Origin of the sequence: Arthrobacter sp. RT-1 (genome assembly GCF_003367205.1) — a bacterium.
In the GTDB taxonomy this organism is placed as follows: Bacteria; Actinomycetota; Actinomycetes; order Actinomycetales; family Micrococcaceae; genus Arthrobacter.
This window is the reverse complement of record NZ_QRGQ01000028.1, coordinates 1-14536: the sequence shown is the minus strand read 5'-3', so window position 1 is coordinate 14536 and position 14536 is coordinate 1. Positions and strand designations below refer to the sequence as shown.

General features: G+C 66.5%; 14 protein-coding genes and 1 tRNA gene. 6 read left to right on the top strand and 9 right to left on the bottom strand.

Annotated elements, in window-relative coordinates:
- The 7 genes from DXK94_RS17320 to DXK94_RS17290 form a co-directional block, all read right to left on the bottom strand.
- On the bottom strand, positions 1-621 hold a 621-nt coding region (locus DXK94_RS17320; RefSeq protein WP_147294394.1), incomplete at its 3' end, for an amino acid permease.
- A gap of 75 nt (positions 622-696) precedes the next feature.
- A complete protein-coding gene (locus DXK94_RS17315) occupies positions 697-1665 on the bottom strand; it encodes a glutaminase (RefSeq protein WP_115525885.1) in 969 nt (322 codons plus the stop codon).
- Positions 1662-3260, bottom strand: coding sequence for a CdaR family transcriptional regulator (locus DXK94_RS17310; protein ID WP_115525884.1), 1599 nt, complete (start codon positions 3258-3260; stop codon positions 1662-1664). Before DXK94_RS17310 ends, DXK94_RS17315 begins: the two co-directional genes overlap by 4 nt.
- Positions 3261-3453: 193 nt before the next feature.
- On the bottom strand, positions 3454-4212 hold the full coding sequence (locus DXK94_RS17305; protein ID WP_115525883.1) for a maleylpyruvate isomerase family mycothiol-dependent enzyme: 759 nt from the start codon (positions 4210-4212) through the stop codon (positions 3454-3456).
- Positions 4212-5036, bottom strand: coding sequence for a fumarylacetoacetate hydrolase family protein (locus DXK94_RS17300; RefSeq protein WP_115525882.1), 825 nt, complete (start codon positions 5034-5036; stop codon positions 4212-4214). Before DXK94_RS17300 ends, DXK94_RS17305 begins: the two co-directional genes overlap by 1 nt.
- Entirely contained in the window at positions 5036-6166 is a 1131-nt protein-coding gene (locus tag DXK94_RS17295) for a cupin domain-containing protein (RefSeq protein WP_115525886.1), read from the bottom strand. Before DXK94_RS17295 ends, DXK94_RS17300 begins: the two co-directional genes overlap by 1 nt.
- Positions 6167-6282: 116 nt before the next feature.
- Positions 6283-7089 carry an IclR family transcriptional regulator gene (locus tag DXK94_RS17290; protein WP_115525881.1) on the bottom strand — a complete coding sequence of 269 codons (807 nt, stop codon included), beginning with the start codon at positions 7087-7089 and terminating at the stop codon, positions 6283-6285.
- A gap of 48 nt (positions 7090-7137) precedes the next feature.
- Here DXK94_RS17290 and DXK94_RS17285 point away from each other — a divergent pair, with 48 nt between their 5' ends.
- From DXK94_RS17285 to DXK94_RS17270, 4 genes are all read left to right on the top strand, one after another.
- Positions 7138-8478, top strand: coding sequence for an aromatic acid/H+ symport family MFS transporter (locus DXK94_RS17285; RefSeq protein WP_115525880.1), 1341 nt, complete (start codon positions 7138-7140; stop codon positions 8476-8478).
- Entirely contained in the window at positions 8475-9734 is a 1260-nt protein-coding gene (locus DXK94_RS17280) for an FAD-dependent oxidoreductase (protein ID WP_115525879.1), read from the top strand. The genes DXK94_RS17285 and DXK94_RS17280 overlap by 4 nt, the downstream gene beginning before the upstream one ends.
- Before the next feature lie 122 nt (positions 9735-9856).
- The gene (locus DXK94_RS17275) at positions 9857-10330 is read left to right on the top strand and encodes a MarR family winged helix-turn-helix transcriptional regulator (RefSeq protein ID WP_115525878.1); all 474 of its coding nucleotides are present in this window, start codon (positions 9857-9859) and stop codon (positions 10328-10330) included.
- A gap of 87 nt (positions 10331-10417) precedes the next feature.
- Positions 10418-11881 carry an MFS transporter gene (locus tag DXK94_RS17270; protein WP_258868591.1) on the top strand — a complete coding sequence of 488 codons (1464 nt, stop codon included), beginning with the start codon at positions 10418-10420 and terminating at the stop codon, positions 11879-11881.
- A gap of 165 nt (positions 11882-12046) precedes the next feature.
- Here DXK94_RS17270 and DXK94_RS17265 read toward each other — a convergent pair whose 3' ends face one another.
- A complete protein-coding gene (locus DXK94_RS17265; RefSeq protein WP_115525876.1) occupies positions 12047-12628 on the bottom strand; it encodes a dihydrofolate reductase family protein in 582 nt (193 codons plus the stop codon).
- Between the two features lie 120 nt (positions 12629-12748).
- Positions 12749-12838, bottom strand: a tRNA-Ser gene (locus tag DXK94_RS17260).
- A gap of 108 nt (positions 12839-12946) precedes the next feature.
- Between DXK94_RS17260 and DXK94_RS17255 the strand changes: the two genes are divergently transcribed.
- Positions 12947-14377 (top strand): HNH endonuclease signature motif containing protein, encoded by a 1431-nt coding sequence (locus tag DXK94_RS17255; RefSeq protein WP_115525875.1) that lies wholly within the window; start codon positions 12947-12949, stop codon positions 14375-14377.
- 44 nt (positions 14378-14421) lie between these two features.
- On the top strand, positions 14422-14535 hold the full coding sequence (locus DXK94_RS21965; RefSeq protein WP_395929410.1) for a hypothetical protein: 114 nt from the start codon (positions 14422-14424) through the stop codon (positions 14533-14535).
- Position 14536: the final 1 nt, after the last annotated feature.

Here is a 14536-nt window from a genome sequence, read left to right as displayed (position 1 = left end):
GGTGCCGAAGATGACGAAGTAGGTGCCGACGATGAGGAAGATGACCAGGGCGGCGACCTTGATCAGGGCGAACCAGAATTCCATTTCGCCAAAGACCTTGACCGAGACCAGGTTCAGGGCCAGGACCACGACCAGGGCGATCAGGGCCCAAGCCCATTGCGGGACCGCTGCCATCCAGGGGATGTAGTTGCCGAAGAAGTTCATGTACAGGGCCGCGGCGGTGATGTCCACGATGGTGGTGGTGGCCCAGTTGATCCAGTAGAACCAGCCGGAGACGAACGCGGCTTTTTCGCCGAAGAATTCCCGGGCGTAGGAGACGAACGAGCCCGAGGAGGGCCGGTGCAGGACCAGTTCGCCCAGGGCCCGCAGGATCAGGAACGCGAAGAACCCGCAGACCGCGTACGCGATGACCAGCGACGGGCCCGCGGCGTTCAGCCGCCCGCCGGCGCCCAGGAACAGGCCCGTACCGATCGCACCGCCGATCGCGATCATCTGGATCTGCCGCGGTTTGAGGTTCTTGTGGTAACCCTTGTCCTCGGCATGCAACGCCGACTCGGAAGCATGGGCGTGGCCGCCGTCAAGCTGGGAAATCTCAACCTCGTCATTGGGGTTGTTGGGCATGGGTGATCCTTTCGATACGGAGAAGATCCTGCTGGTTGGGGAAAGAAGCTGTGGGGAGTGCAGCGGGGGGGAACGCTAGAAGACGGACCAGCCGGTGCGGTCCGAAAGATCAGCCAGGGCCGCGGTGCCGGCCAGGGAATTGCCCTTGGCGTCCAGGCGCGGGCTCCAGACGCAGATGGCGCACTGGCCCGGGACGATGACCAGGACACCGCCGCCCACGCCGCTTTTGCCGGGCAGGCCCACCCGGTAGGCGAACTCGCCGGCGGCGTCGTACATGCCGCAGGTGAGCATGATGGACCCGATCCGTTTCGCCTCGCTCCTGGACAGGACGGTGCCTTGCGTGCCCTGGCCGTTGTTGGCAAGGAACAGTCCGGCCCTGGCCAGTTCAACGCAGGTCATCATGATGGAGCACTGCCGGACATAGTTGTGGACCACGGCTTCGGCCGGGCGCCGAAGGTTGCCGAAGTCCTTCAGGAAGTGGGCCAGGGCGAGGTTGCGGCTGCTGCGGGCCAGCTCGCTGGCCGCGGCAGCCTCGTCGATAAAGGGTCCCGCTGCCCCGGACCCTGCCATTCCGGAAACTGCCTGGCGGTTCCCCGCCTGTTCGGTGGCGAACCGCAGAAGCTGCGTGGCGGCGTCGGACGTTTCTTCCATCAGGTGGTCGGTAACCACCAGCGCGCCCGCGTTGATGAAGGGATTGCGCGGGATGCCGTGCTCAACCTCCAGCTGCACCAGGGAGTTGAAGGATGTCCCGGACGGTTCGCGCAGGACCCGGGACCAGAGGCTTCCCGGGCTGCTCCCCTGGAGCGCCATGGCGAGCGTAAAAACCTTGGAGATGCTCTGGATGGAGAAGGGGACGTGCGCGTCGCCGGAGCTGAAGACTTCGCCGCCGGTGGTGGCAACGGCTATCCCGAAGCTGTCGAAAGGCACTTTCGCCAGGAACGGGATGTTGGTGGGGACAGTGCCGGACTCCTGCCGGGGGCGGTGGCTGCGGACGATGTCATCGAGCAGCGGGCCCAGGGGCGGTGCCTCGAGAAGTGTGGTCATTTCCTGCCTGAACGATCGTTGTGCGCAGCGGCCCATTCCTGGAGGTGGAGCATGGCCACCAGCGCGTCGCGTGGGTTGCCGAAGTCCAGGCCTGTGGAGCGGGCGGCCTTGCTGACGCGGTAGTAGACGGTGTTTTTGTGAAGGGCCAGGCGCCGTGCGCACTCGGCAACGTCGAACGATGCCTCGAAGTACACCCGCAGGGTTTCGGCGAGCTCGGCGTCCCCCTGGAGCAGCGCCGCCAGGCTGCGGTGGCGGAAGGGCGAGGACATGAAGTTCGTGACGGCTTCGCGGAACAGGATTTCGCCTTCAAAGTCGTCCACGGTTGCCACGGCGGCGTCCGGCGACGTCGCAACGCAGGCCAGCAGGGCCTCGGTGATGCGGGTGGCCGAGTGGATGGTGAGCAGGTTCGGCACCACGGGGCTGATGGCCGTGAACGGACTGATGCCCAGATGCTTGCGGGCGTCGCGGACGATGGCCTCGGCAAGCGTGCGCAGCCCCGGTTCCACGGCTGCCGACTGCAGGCCCGGGACGATGACGGCAGTGTCCCCGTTGAACTGTCCGACGACGGCGGACGCCTTGTAGGCAGCGGCGTGGATGGAGGCGAGGTTGGCAAGTTCGCCGTGCTTGAGTGCGGCGTCGTCGGCCTGGGACTGCGCGTCGGACATGCCGATCAGGATCAGCGCGGCTGGGTGCTCCGCCGGGATCTTTTCGCTGTGGGCGCTGGCTGCCGCCTCTGCCGGACCGGACAGGATCCGGACAATGCGGTCTTCGCGCATGTGCACCGACTGCTGGTTGCGGTAGCGGATCAGTTCGGCCGAAACGCGGGCGGCGGACCCGGTGAGGACATAGTCGACGTCCGGCCCGAAGCCGTCCCCGGTTTCCTGCAGCCAGATGTAGCCCATGATCCGCTCCCCGGCGAAGAGCGTGATGGCAACCCGTTCCCGCAGCCCGTCCTGCGGGCGTGCCGGAACACGGACCGGCAGCCGGGTGCGGTGAAGTTCGCGGTAAGCGCCAAGGTCCTTGAGCAGCAGCTCGTATTTCCGCGGCCCGCGCCGGGCCAGGATGGAGGCTTTCCGCAGCTCGTCGATGTCGTTCGAGACGGTGGAGTAGGCCAGGACCTTGTTGGCGGCATCCTCGATGACCACGTGGCTTGAGGTCAGCCGGGCCGTGGTCTGGGCGATGGCAAAAAGGTCCTCTTCCAGCAGCGTGAGGACTTCGCTCTGGTAGCTGGGCGGCTGGATGCGGTCCTTGGCGATGGACAGCAGCCGGTCCCAGTCGGCTCCCGGATCCACCAGGAGCAGCCCGGTACCGGCGGTCTGGAGCAGTTCTTCGGCTTCGGCGAGGTCTTCGCGGCTGCCCTTGACGGCAACCACTGGCGGCGGGTTCCGCAGGAGCCTGCGGAGCGCGGGCAACGCGGAACGGCCCCGCACGCCGATCAGGAGGACAAAGGCCCCACCGGCGTCGGCGGTTTCATCGTCGGCGTCCAGGATCAGGAACCGTTCGATGGCAGCGCCGGCCGGGCCTGGCCGCAGGATGAGGCTGGCGAAACCCAGGGGGAGATCCGAGAGGATGTCGTCCACCGTAACCGCGGCCATGGGGTTCCTTTTGCGCTCGATCCGTCCGGACGGCTCTGTCCGGTCACATCATGGTATCCAGCGAGGAGGGGCTTAAATATGGAACCCGGTCCAACTCGGGCGGCCGTTCTTTGGTCGGCGTTCCGAGGAACCGGGTTCCGTACCTGGGGTTGAAAAAAGCGCATGTCAGAGCATGCAGGTCAGAGCAAACAGCTCAGATCCAAGCAGGTGCCGCGGGCACCGGTGTGACCGGGCCGCCGTTGTGCCAAGCGGAGGTCCCGGCTGTGCCGCGGCCGGTGGCCCACTGCGCGATGGCGGCGAGGGGGCCGGAGACCACCAGGGGTGAGGCGGACGCGGCATCCCCGAACAACAGTGCGGCGGGCTGTCCGGTGACTTCCACCCTCAGGCCTCGGTCCGTGCCGCGGGTGGCCCAGGCTCCGGTGACGTCCTGGAGGAGCCGTGCCAGGACGGGTTCCGGGATCTCGGCGAAGGAGGCACCGTTGTCCAGGTCGACGGCGTGGAGCCAGACTTCGCGGGTTCGCATCCAGACGGTTTCCTCGGCAGCAACAATCCTTCCCTGGGCGGTTTTGACCTTGTGATGCCAGGCGTCGGCGGGCAGGTCGCGCCATTCGACGTTCAGGTGGATGGCGGAGTGGTCGAAGAGGTTCCGCAGCGCGATGGGGCTGAGTGTGGAGCCAAAAGCGATCTCGTGGTTCCGGGCCTCCGGGGAGGCATACATTGGAGTCTCCACCCCGGTGGCCGCCCACTCAGTCAGCCTGGCGATGGCGCGCGCGTTGTAGCCCACATGTGCCACGACGTGCCGGCGGGTCCAGCCCGGCAGCAGCGATGCGCCGTCCAGGTCCGCGTCGGAAAGCTCGTTGAGCTTGCGGGCGAAGAACGCGGTGCCCCGGCGCACCTGGAGCAGTGCGTCCAGGAGCGCCGGGTCCTTCGTCTGGTCGTGGCGGGCTGCCATCAGGCTTCCTTGACCACGCGGTTGGTCAGCTGTCCCAGTCCGTCAATGGTCGTGACCAGGACCTGGCCTTCTTGCAGGTAGCGCTTGGGGTCCTGCGCGTGCCCGACGCCGCCGGGGGTGCCGGTGGCGATGACGTCGCCGGGGTTCAGCGTGATGATGGTGGAGATGTAGGACACCAGGAATTCGGGGGTGAACACCAGGTCCGAGGTGGGGGTGGACTGCTGGACGTCGCCGTCCACCGCGGAGGTCATGAGCGGGCCGGGGGTGAATTCGTCCTTGGTGACCAGGGCGGGGCCGAAGGGGGTGGACTTCTCCCAGGTCTTGCCCTGCAGCCACTGGATGGTGCGGAACTGGTAGTCCCGCATGCTGATGTCGTTCAGGACGGCGTAGCCGGCGATGTGGTCCGCGGCGTCGGCTTCGCTGATCCGGCGGCCCTGCTTGCCGATGACGACGGCGAGTTCGGCTTCCCAGTCCACGGTGTCTGATTCCTGCGGCAGGGCCAGGTCGTCGTTGGGCCCGATCAGGGATTCGGCGTACTTGGCGAACAGGGTGGGGTATTCGGGGACTTCGCGGGCCATTTCCTTGATGTGGTTGCGGTAGTTGTGGCCCACGCAGATGATCTTCCCGGGGAAGGGCACGACGGCGGCGAGGTCGGCGCCGTCGAGGGCGTGCGTTGCACCGTTGGCGGCCGTCGCCGTGGTTTCCCAGGCGGGGTCCTGGAGCAGTGCTCCGACGTCGCCGAACCCGGAAATTTCGGTGAGGGTGTCGCCGTCCTGGCGGACCGCCGTCGTGCCTTCGGAAGTGCGGAGGGTGAGGAGTCTCATTACTTGGTGCGTCCTTCGATGTAGGTGCGGTTGAAGTTCAGGCGTTCAAAGATAGGGGCGTCGCTGAAGCGGAAGAGGTCGAATTCGGTGCCGGCCTGCAGGGACCATTCCTGCCAGGAGGGGACGACGAACAGGTCGCCCTTGGAAAGGTTTTTGGTTTCGCCGTTGAGCACCACGGTGCCGGTGCCTTCGAAGACCTGCCAGACGCTGGACCCCACCTCGCGGAGGGGTTCGGTGGCGGCGCCGGCGCGCAGGCGGTGGAACTCGGCGCGGATGGTGGGCATCACGTCCCCGCCGGTGGTGGGGTTGGTGTAGCGGACGGCGGCGTGGCCCTGGGACACGGTGGCGGGGTGGCCCTCGTCCTCCAGCAGGAGCTGTTCGCGGAGCGCGGCGTCCGTGTGCTCCCACCGGTAGGCGGCGATGGGGGAGTTGGTGGTGTCATCCAGGCCGGAGAGCGGGCGCAGGCCGGGGTGGGCCCAGAGCCGTTCGGAGCGGGAGATGTCCGGGGTGGCTTCGTCGGTCACGCGCTCGGTGCCGAACTCGAAGAACCCGGCGTCCGTGTAGTGGACGAACGGGATGTCCAAGCCGTCGATCCAGGCCATGGGCTGGTCTGTGTCGTTGTGGTGGCCGTGGAAGTTCCAGCCCGGCGTCAGCAGGAAGTCCCCGCGGCGCATGGCCACCGGGTCCCCGTTCACCACGGTCCACACGCCTTCGCCCTCAACGACGAAGCGGAAGGCGTTCTGCGAGTGCCGGTGCTCCGGGGCGGTCTCATGGGCGCCGAGATACTGGATGGCGGCCCACAGCGTGGGGGTTGCGTAGGGGGTGTTGCCCAGGCCCGGGTTGGCGAGGGCAATGGCCCGGCGTTCTCCGCCCCGGCCCACGGGCACCAGGTCACCGGCGCGGGCTGCAAGCGGGTAGAGGTCGCTCCACCGCCACACATGGGGCACAGCCTTTGGCGACGGGACCATCGGCATCAGGTCCGCGATTTCTGTCCACAAGGGGATCAGGTTTTCCCGGTCGAAGTCCTTGTAGAGCTGCTCAAGCTGGGCAGCCTCTTCGGGAGTGGGATCCGGAAGGGACATCCCCTGGGCTACGGACTCGTGCGTGTGGTTTTCAGCGCTGATGGACACGGTGGCCTTCTCCTTGCATGCGGACTGGTTGCGGCGTGCATTCGACACTAAGGAGAGCGGAGTGTGATCCCCATCTAATTCTGGTGTGCAGAAGTTATTGTGGGGACGAGACCTGCTTAGGTCCGGGCGGCGGGGTCCACCGGATTGGCCGCGATGTCGATCTCCAGCTGCCTCCGGGTTTCCATCATCACCGCAACGAGGCCGGCATCGAACAGGCGGCGGAACCTGGCCACCGGGGTTGCGACGCTGATGGCGCCCACCACATTGCCCCGGCCGTTGTGGAGGGCCACACCGAATGCGCTGATCCCCTCCTCGGTGCCTTCGAAGTTCGCCGCGAACCCGTTGTTCCTGATGGTTTCCAGCTCGCGCAGGAAGCCGGGATATTCGTCGTCCGGAATGTTGTCGCCGCCGATCTCCGCATTGGGGCTGCGGAACAGCTGTTCGAGCATTGCCGGATCCAGTTCGGCCAGCATCGCCTTCCCGCCCGAGGCCTTGTTGGCCGGCATAACTGTTCCCTGGCGGTCGCCCACCCGCAGCGCGTTGGTGCCTTCCACGGTGTCCAGGAAACGCACTTTGGTTCCCACCCTGATCATCAGGTTCACGGTTTCGCTGGTCCGGGAGCTGAGCAGCTCCATGTGCGGCCGGGCCAGTTCACGCAGCGGCCGGGTCCAGTTGACGCCCGCCGGGCCTGCGCCCATCGCCGGACCGGGAACGTAACGCCGCGTTTCGTCCTGCACCGCAAACCCCCGGTACACCAGCATGGCCAGCAGCCGGTGGGCGGTGGACGGCGCCACTTTCAGTTCTTCGGCGGCGTCCTTGAGCCGGAGGCTGCCGACGTCGCGCAGGAGCTGGAGGAGCTGCAGGGCGTTGTCCACGGCCTCGATGGGGTACGTGGGCATCCGGCGGGCCGGAAGATTCTGCATGCCAGAATCTTATAGGCGGTGCGGGGGAGCGGCCAGCACAGTAGTGGGATGAATCACACACCTTCCGCTGCAGTGCCGCAGCGCCCATCTGCGGGCACCATACCCGCCGGCACGGGTCCCGGGACTGCAGGCTCCGGGCCGGCCGCGTTTCCCAGGCGTTCTGTCATGGCCGTCCTGGTCTGCTGGCTGTTGGTCGTCTTCGACGGCTACGACCTCATCGTCTACGGGACAGTGCAGGGATCCCTGATCAACGACACCGATTGGGGCCTGACCAAAGCCACGGCGGGGACCGTCGGGTCCATGGCCTTCATCGGCATGATGATCGGTGCAATCTTCGCCGGCCGGATGTCCGACAGCTGGGGCCGGCGGCGGACCATCCTCGGGTGCGCGGTGGTTTTCTCCGTGTTCACCATCCTGTGCGCCTTCGCCCCGAACGCTCCGGTGTTCGGCGGCCTGCGACTCCTCGCAGGAATAGGACTGGGCGGCCTGGTGCCTTCCGCCAACGCGCTGGTGGCTGAACTGGTGCCGGCAAAGTGGCGGTCCACCATTGCCACCCTCATGATGTCCGGTGTCCCCATCGGCGGGTCCATCGCGGCCCTGGTGGGCATCCCGCTCATTCCCGCCTTCGGCTGGCCCATCATGTTCCTGGTGGCCGTCCTCGCGCTGGTGGTGGTCATTCCGCTGGGCCTGCGCTACCTGCCGGAGACACTGCCGCCGGCGGTAACTGGCGTAGCCGGGGAAACCGAAACCGCCGGGAACGGTGCCGGCAAGGAGCCCGTCGGCTTCGGATCCCTGCTCCGTGCACCGTTCATCGGCATGAGCGTGCTGTATGCCATCGCGACGCTCGTGACGCTGTTCGCCTGGTACGGGCTGGGGACGTGGCTGCCGAACCTCATGCAGCTTGCGGGCTACAACCTGGGCTCCGCCCTGACGTTCGCGCTGGCGCTGAACCTCGGAGCGGTGGCCGGTTCGGTGATCACCGCCTGGGCGGGCACCCGCTTCGGACCCATACCCACGGCCATCGCGGCAGCCGCCGTCGCCGCCGCCGGACTGCTGGTCCTGGTCACAGGGCCGCCGGTCGCCGTCGTCTATCTCATGCTGGTGCTCGCCGGGGTGGGAACGCATGGCACCCAATGCCTCATCATCGCCGCGGTGGCCAGCCACTATCCGGCGCACCTGCGGGGCACGGCACTTGGCTGGGCACTCGGCGTCGGCCGGATCGGCGCCGTCGCCGCCCCGCAGGTGGGCGGGCTGCTGCTCGCAGCGGGCCTGGGCGTCAACTCAAACTTCCTGGCATTTGCCGGGGCAGCCGCCGCAGCAGCCGTACTGCTCGGAATCATCGGCACCAAAATCGCATCGACCACCAAAGCAGTAGGAGTTTCACAATGACCAACATCAAAGCGTCCACCGATGTCCTGGTAGTGGGCGGTGGCATGGCCGGGCTTGCCGGGGCGCTCGCCCTGAAGGAGAACGGCGCCGACGTCACCCTGGTGGAGGTGGCCCCCGCCTTCGGCGAAGTTGGCGCCGGACTCCAGATGGCACCCAACGCCTCGCGGGTGCTCAAGCGCTGGGGCCTGCTGGAGAAGGCCCTGGAGATCGGCGTGCAGCCCAAGCACCTGGTGTTCCGCGACGCCGTCACCGGCGAGGAACTGACCCGCCAGACCCTCGGCGGTGAATTTGAGGAGCGCTACGGAGCCCCCTACGTGGTGATCCACCGCAGCGACCTGCACCGGATTCTGCTCGAAGCCTGCCAGGCAGCCGGTGTCACCCTGGTCAACGACGTCCTGGTCCAGAAGGTGGAGACCGACGGCGGCAAGGCCCGGGCCTACACCGCCGCCGGCGCAGTGTATGAGGCAGACGCAGTCCTGGCAGCAGACGGCCTGAAGTCCACCCTCCGTGGCACCGTGGCCAATGACGGTCCCGTCTCGTCGGCCTACGTTGCCTACCGCGGAACTGTGCCCATCACGTCCGAGACCCTCGCCGCGGACCTCGAGGACGTCATTGTCTACCTCGGGCCGAACTGCCACCTTGTCCAGTACCCGCTGCGCAAGGGCGAGCTGCTGAACACCGTGGCGGTCTTCAAGTCCGCCTCGTTCGAGCGCGGTGAAGAACAGTACGGGGGCGTTGACGAGCTTGAGGCCGCCTACGCCGGCTGCGTGCCCGCCGTGCAGGAAGCCCTGAAGAACCTGGCCACCGGCATCCGCTGGCCGATGTATGACCGGGATCCGATCGAAAACTGGGTTGCCGGCCGGATGGCACTCATCGGGGACGCGGCGCACCCGATGCTCCAGTACCTGGCGCAGGGTGCATGCCAGGCCCTCGAGGATGCAGCGGTCCTGCAGGACACTACCCGCGGCAGCGTCTTCACCGCCGACGGCATTGACGCAAGTGCGTGGGAGACTGCCTTCCGCGATTTCAACGAGGCCCGCGCAGCCAGGACTGCCCGGGTCCAGCAGACCGCCCGGATCTGGGGCGAGTCCTGGCACGTGGACGGCGTGGCCCGGGTGCTGCGGAACATGCTGTTCCAGAGCCGCGGCGACAACAACTTCCAGTACAACGACTGGCTGTACGGCCGCGGCGAGCCGGGCACCCCGGCTGCGGTTCCCGGCCAGGCGCCCGCCCACGCGGTCCTGGCAAAAGCCTAAGCAGCAGGTCAGGAAGGCCAGCGGCCGACGGCGGGTGCTTCCCGCCGTCGGCCGCTCTGCCGTGCGCGGGGCTGGTAAGCCGTCCTGGAAAGGTTCGCGCCGGGCTCTCCTATGCTTGAAGGATGCGCCAGTCCACGCCCCCTCACGAAGAAGCAGCGCCGCTGGACCACCGGCCACTGGCGGTGGCGGTCCTCGACATCTCCTTTGAGGTACGGCGGAAATCCCATGAGGGGACCGGGGTGCTGCCCTTGTCCAGTGGGGTGCTTGACGTCATCCGCGTCATCGAGCGGCATCCTGGAATCACGGTGGCGGACGTCGCCGCCCGCCTGGGCCGGCAGTTGAGCAACGTCAGCGCGCAACTGCGCGAACTGGTGGCACTCGGGCTGGTCACCCGGACGCGCGATGCCTCAGACAAGAGGTACGTTGCCCTGCATCCCACGCCCGAAGCCGTCCGGATCAAGGCTCTCCTGGAGGGGGCCTGGGCCAATACCCTCGCCGCGGCCAGCAGCAGGCTGCTGCCCGCGGAGCGTGAGCAGCTCATGGCCGCAGCTCCCGTGCTGGAGCGCCTGGCGTCCCTGCTGGCCGAGCCGGAGTAACCGGAATAACACCGAATCCGCTCAGCACTCCGCCGCCAAACACTTATACTTATGTAAGTATTAGTGAAATAGAAAATGGAGACGCGCGTGGCTACACCGTTAGCACCGGCTGAGGTTCAGCCTCGGAGCAAGGAAAAAGGGAAGTGGTGGGCGCTGGTTTTCCTTGCGCTTGCCCAGTTCATGGTGGTTCTGGACGGCACGATCGTTAACCTGGCGTTGCCCCGCCTGCAGGTGGAGATGGGCATCAGCGACTCCACCCGCTCGTGGGTGGTGACTGCATACGCACTCGCGCTGGGAGCGTTCCTGCTGCTGGGCGGACGGATCGCGGACTTCTGGGGGCGGAAGCGCACCTTCATCCTGGCAGCGGCCGGGTTCGCCGCAGCGTCCCTCCTGGGCGGAATCGCCCAGCAGCCGTGGGAGCTCATCGGAGCGCGGGCCCTGCAAGGGCTGTTCGCGGCACTTTTGGCACCTGCGGCCCTGGCGCTGTTGACCGTTTCCTTCCCGGGCGGGAAGGAGCGCGGGACTGCCTTTGCCATCTTCGGCTCCATCAGTGGTGTGGGGGCAGCCGTGGGCGTCCTGCTGGGCGGCTTCCTGACGGACTATGTCTCCTGGCGCTGGTGCTTCTTTATCAACGTCCCCATCGCAGTGGTTGCCCTGCTGGGCGTTGGGCGGCGGGTCAGCGAGAGCAGGGCAGGGGGCTCCACCAGGTACGACTGGCCGGGCGTCGTCCTGGCCGCGCTTGGCCTGGGCTCCCTCGTGTTTGGCTTCACCAACGCCGAGCATGGCTGGGGTGCACCGGAGGCGTGGGGCTTCATCCTGGCCGGTGTGGTGCTGATGGTGTTGTTCGTCGTCGTCGAAAAGAAGGTGCAGCACCCCTTGCTGCCCCTCCGCGTGGCAACGGAACGCAACCGGGCCGCGGCGTTCTGTGCCTCTTTCCTGGCCGGCGCCGTCCTCATCGGCGGCATCCTGTTCATCAACTACTACATCCAGATTGTGCTGGGGTTCGCCCCGTTCATCGCCGGCATCGCATCACTGCCCATGACCGTGGTACTGATCGTCACCGCAGGCATCGTCGCTCGGAACCTTCCGGTGCTGGGAGCGAAAATCCCCTCTGCCGTGGGCCCGGTGTTCATGGCCGCAGCCATGCTGTGGCTGACGCAGGTCACAGCAGACGGCAACTATGCCGTCACCATGCTGCCCGCACTGATTCTCCTGGGTATCGGCCTGGGCATGGTCTTCGTTCCCATGCAGAACCTTGCGCTCTTTGGCGTGGACAAGGACGACGCCGGCGTGGCGAGTGCCCTTGTCAACGCGTCCCAGCAGATCGGCGGCTCCCTGGGGATTGCCCTTTTCAGCACTATTGCCGCGGCGGTAACGGCCGCGGCAGGAGGCACGCAGCTGGCGGCCCTGTCAGCCGGCTACTCCGCCGTGTTCCTTTGGGCGGCAGGCCTGGCCATCCTGGCCGCGCCGATCGCCCTGCTGCTGATCGACATCAGCCGGACGACGTTCAGCGGCGCTGCTTCCTCCGACGCGCCGGCGGTCCACCTTTAGGCAAGCCCGCTCCGGCAACCCCTTGCCCAATCCAGACGCAGCAAGTGTCGTTGTGAGCCCTCGAAACGGCACGTGCTGCGATCCGCTTGGGACGTTCGTCGTTAGGATGGGGCGGTGACTGAACCCTTCGATGCTCGTCTCTAGGCCAGCCGCTTCCTGGGTGAGCTATTCGTTCATCGCCCGCATTCCGTATACCAGCTCGACCAACCCCTGGTCATACATTGTTGCGCTCTGAAGCTTCAGCACGTTCGGGTCCTGCCCGGACGGAAACACACTCCGGCCCGCGCCGATCGCAATCGGCATCACTACGAGCCTCACCGAGTCCACGACGCCCGCGGCCAGGAAAGTTTCTGCCAGGGTGAGGCTGCCCCAGACGACAATATCGCCGTCGGTCTCGCCCTTGATCCGCCTGATCGCTTCGATGGCGTCGCCGGATTCGACGGCGGCCTCCGCCATATCTCCCCATGACGCCTTTGCCAGGTGGCGGGAGAAAACGACGCGCCGGAGTCCGTTCAGCGACGGGGCGATGATCTCGTCCTTGGAGGCCGGGGTTGGCCAGTACTCGGCGAACTCCCGGTAGGTGTTTGCCCCGAGGACCATCGTGTCCACCGTCTTAAGCCACTCCAGCTGGCTGCGGTCGAACTCAGCGGTGCCCCCGTCCAGATATTCGTAGAAGGTGAACTGATTGTTGGCGTCTGCGGCGAAACCGTCGGCGCTGACGAAGTCCTGAATGATCAGTTGCCCCATGGCCTGTTCCTCGCTCCCGTGACGTCGTGGACTTTACGCCGGGGCTTGGAACCCATCAACCCCTCTGGGACAAAGCAAAAGGCCCGTTTCCCTGGTTGTCAGGGAAACGGGCCTTCTCATTGGCGGTGACGGTGGGATTTGAACCCACGTTGGCTTTTACACCAAACAACATTTCGAGTGTTGCACCTTCGGCCGCTCGGACACGTCACCAACCTCAATAGGCTACCGGAGCGAGGCGCACATCCCCAAAACGGGCGGTCAGGCGGGTGAGGCCCTGTGGCCGCTCGCATTGTCAGACCCCCGCGGGATGATGTTTTTATGGGAAGCGCAGCGGTGGTGAGGGCATTTGCGGATATCGATGCCGCCCTTGCCGTGCTGGCTGCTGAGGTGGCTGGGGCGGGTTTGGAGCCGTTTTCGGTGGCTGATCCGTTGCGTGGTTTGGCGGATGGGTGCCTGGACATCCTTGCCGGTGTTGCGGGGTGTGAGGCGCGGCTGGCCGGGTTGAAGGTCCAGGCTGTGGCGGCCTATGCAGAGAGCGACCGGGCGGTGGCGCCTGCCCTTGTATCAGCGCAGGCGCAGGAGATGGCGGTGGTCGCCGAGGTCGCGGGTGTGTTGACTATTGGTGCGCGGGCTGCCGGTGTGCTGCTGGAGCAGTCGCAGGTGCTGGCCAATGTTTTGCCGTTGACCTTGGCGGGGTTGCAGGACGGGAGCCTGTCGTGGGCGCACGCGAAGGCGATGGTGGAGGAAACCGCCACCCTGGATTCTGCCGGGGCCGCCGCGCTGGAGGCGCATTTCCTGGGCCCGGACGCACCTATTCCGGCTACCGCGCCGGCGCCGGGTGAGTTGGTGCCGCACCGGTTCCGGCACAAGGCCCGGACCTGGCGGGAACGCCACCACCCCGAATCCCTTGAGAAGCGCCACGTCAGGAGTGTTGCGGAGCGGCGGGTCGAACACCGTCCGGACATGGACGGGATGGCCTGGTTCCACGCCTACCTCCCTGCGGACACCGCCTCGGGGATGTGGAACCGCACCACCGCACTGGCCCGGGGGTTGCAGGGCCCGGACGAGTCCCGGACCCTGCCTCAGCTCTGCGCCGACATCTTCGCCGCCGCCGTCCTCAGCAACGGACAGAACGGGCGCAACGGGCAGAACGTACAGGATTCCGGCGGTACGGTTGCGGAGGTCCGCACTCCGCACGCGGAGGTCCTGGTGACGGTGCCCGTGTTCTCGCTCATGGGGCTGACGGATGAACCGGCCATGCTCGACGGCCACGGACCCATCCCGGCGTCGATGGCGCGGAAGCTGGTCGCGGACGGGGCTGGCTCGTTTTACCGGGTGCTGGTGGATCCGCGGGACGGGGCGCCGCTGGAGATCGGGCGCACCAGTTACCGGGTTACGAAGGCGATCCGACGTTGGCTGCGCTTGAGGGACGGGAAGTGCCCCTTCCCGGGCTGTTCCAACAACTCGTTGGACAACGAAGCGGACCATTTGTTGGCGTGGCATCACGGCGGAACTACCGGGATCAGCAATCTGGGCCAGCCCTGCCGCAAACACCACCGCCTCAGGCACACCAGTGGTTGGACACCCACCCCGGCCACCAAAAACGAACCACCCGGCTGGATCTCGCCATCAGGCCGAAGATACAAAAGCGAACACCAGGACTGGGAACCGCCACACTGGCCTCGAGGATGCCTGCCCGTGGAAAGAAGCCTTTTCGAAGAGGCGATACTGGAACGACTGTCCGCCTAGCGGTCGGCTCTGCCTAATACGAAAGTAGGGTGGGTTAGGCTGCGGTGGCTGGTGTGATGGTGACGTCGAAGCCGAGGCTGTTGAGTTTTTTGATGGCGTTGTTTTTGGCTTTGATCGGGTCCAGCCGGGTGAAGTGGTCCGTGCCGGGGTCGGCATAGC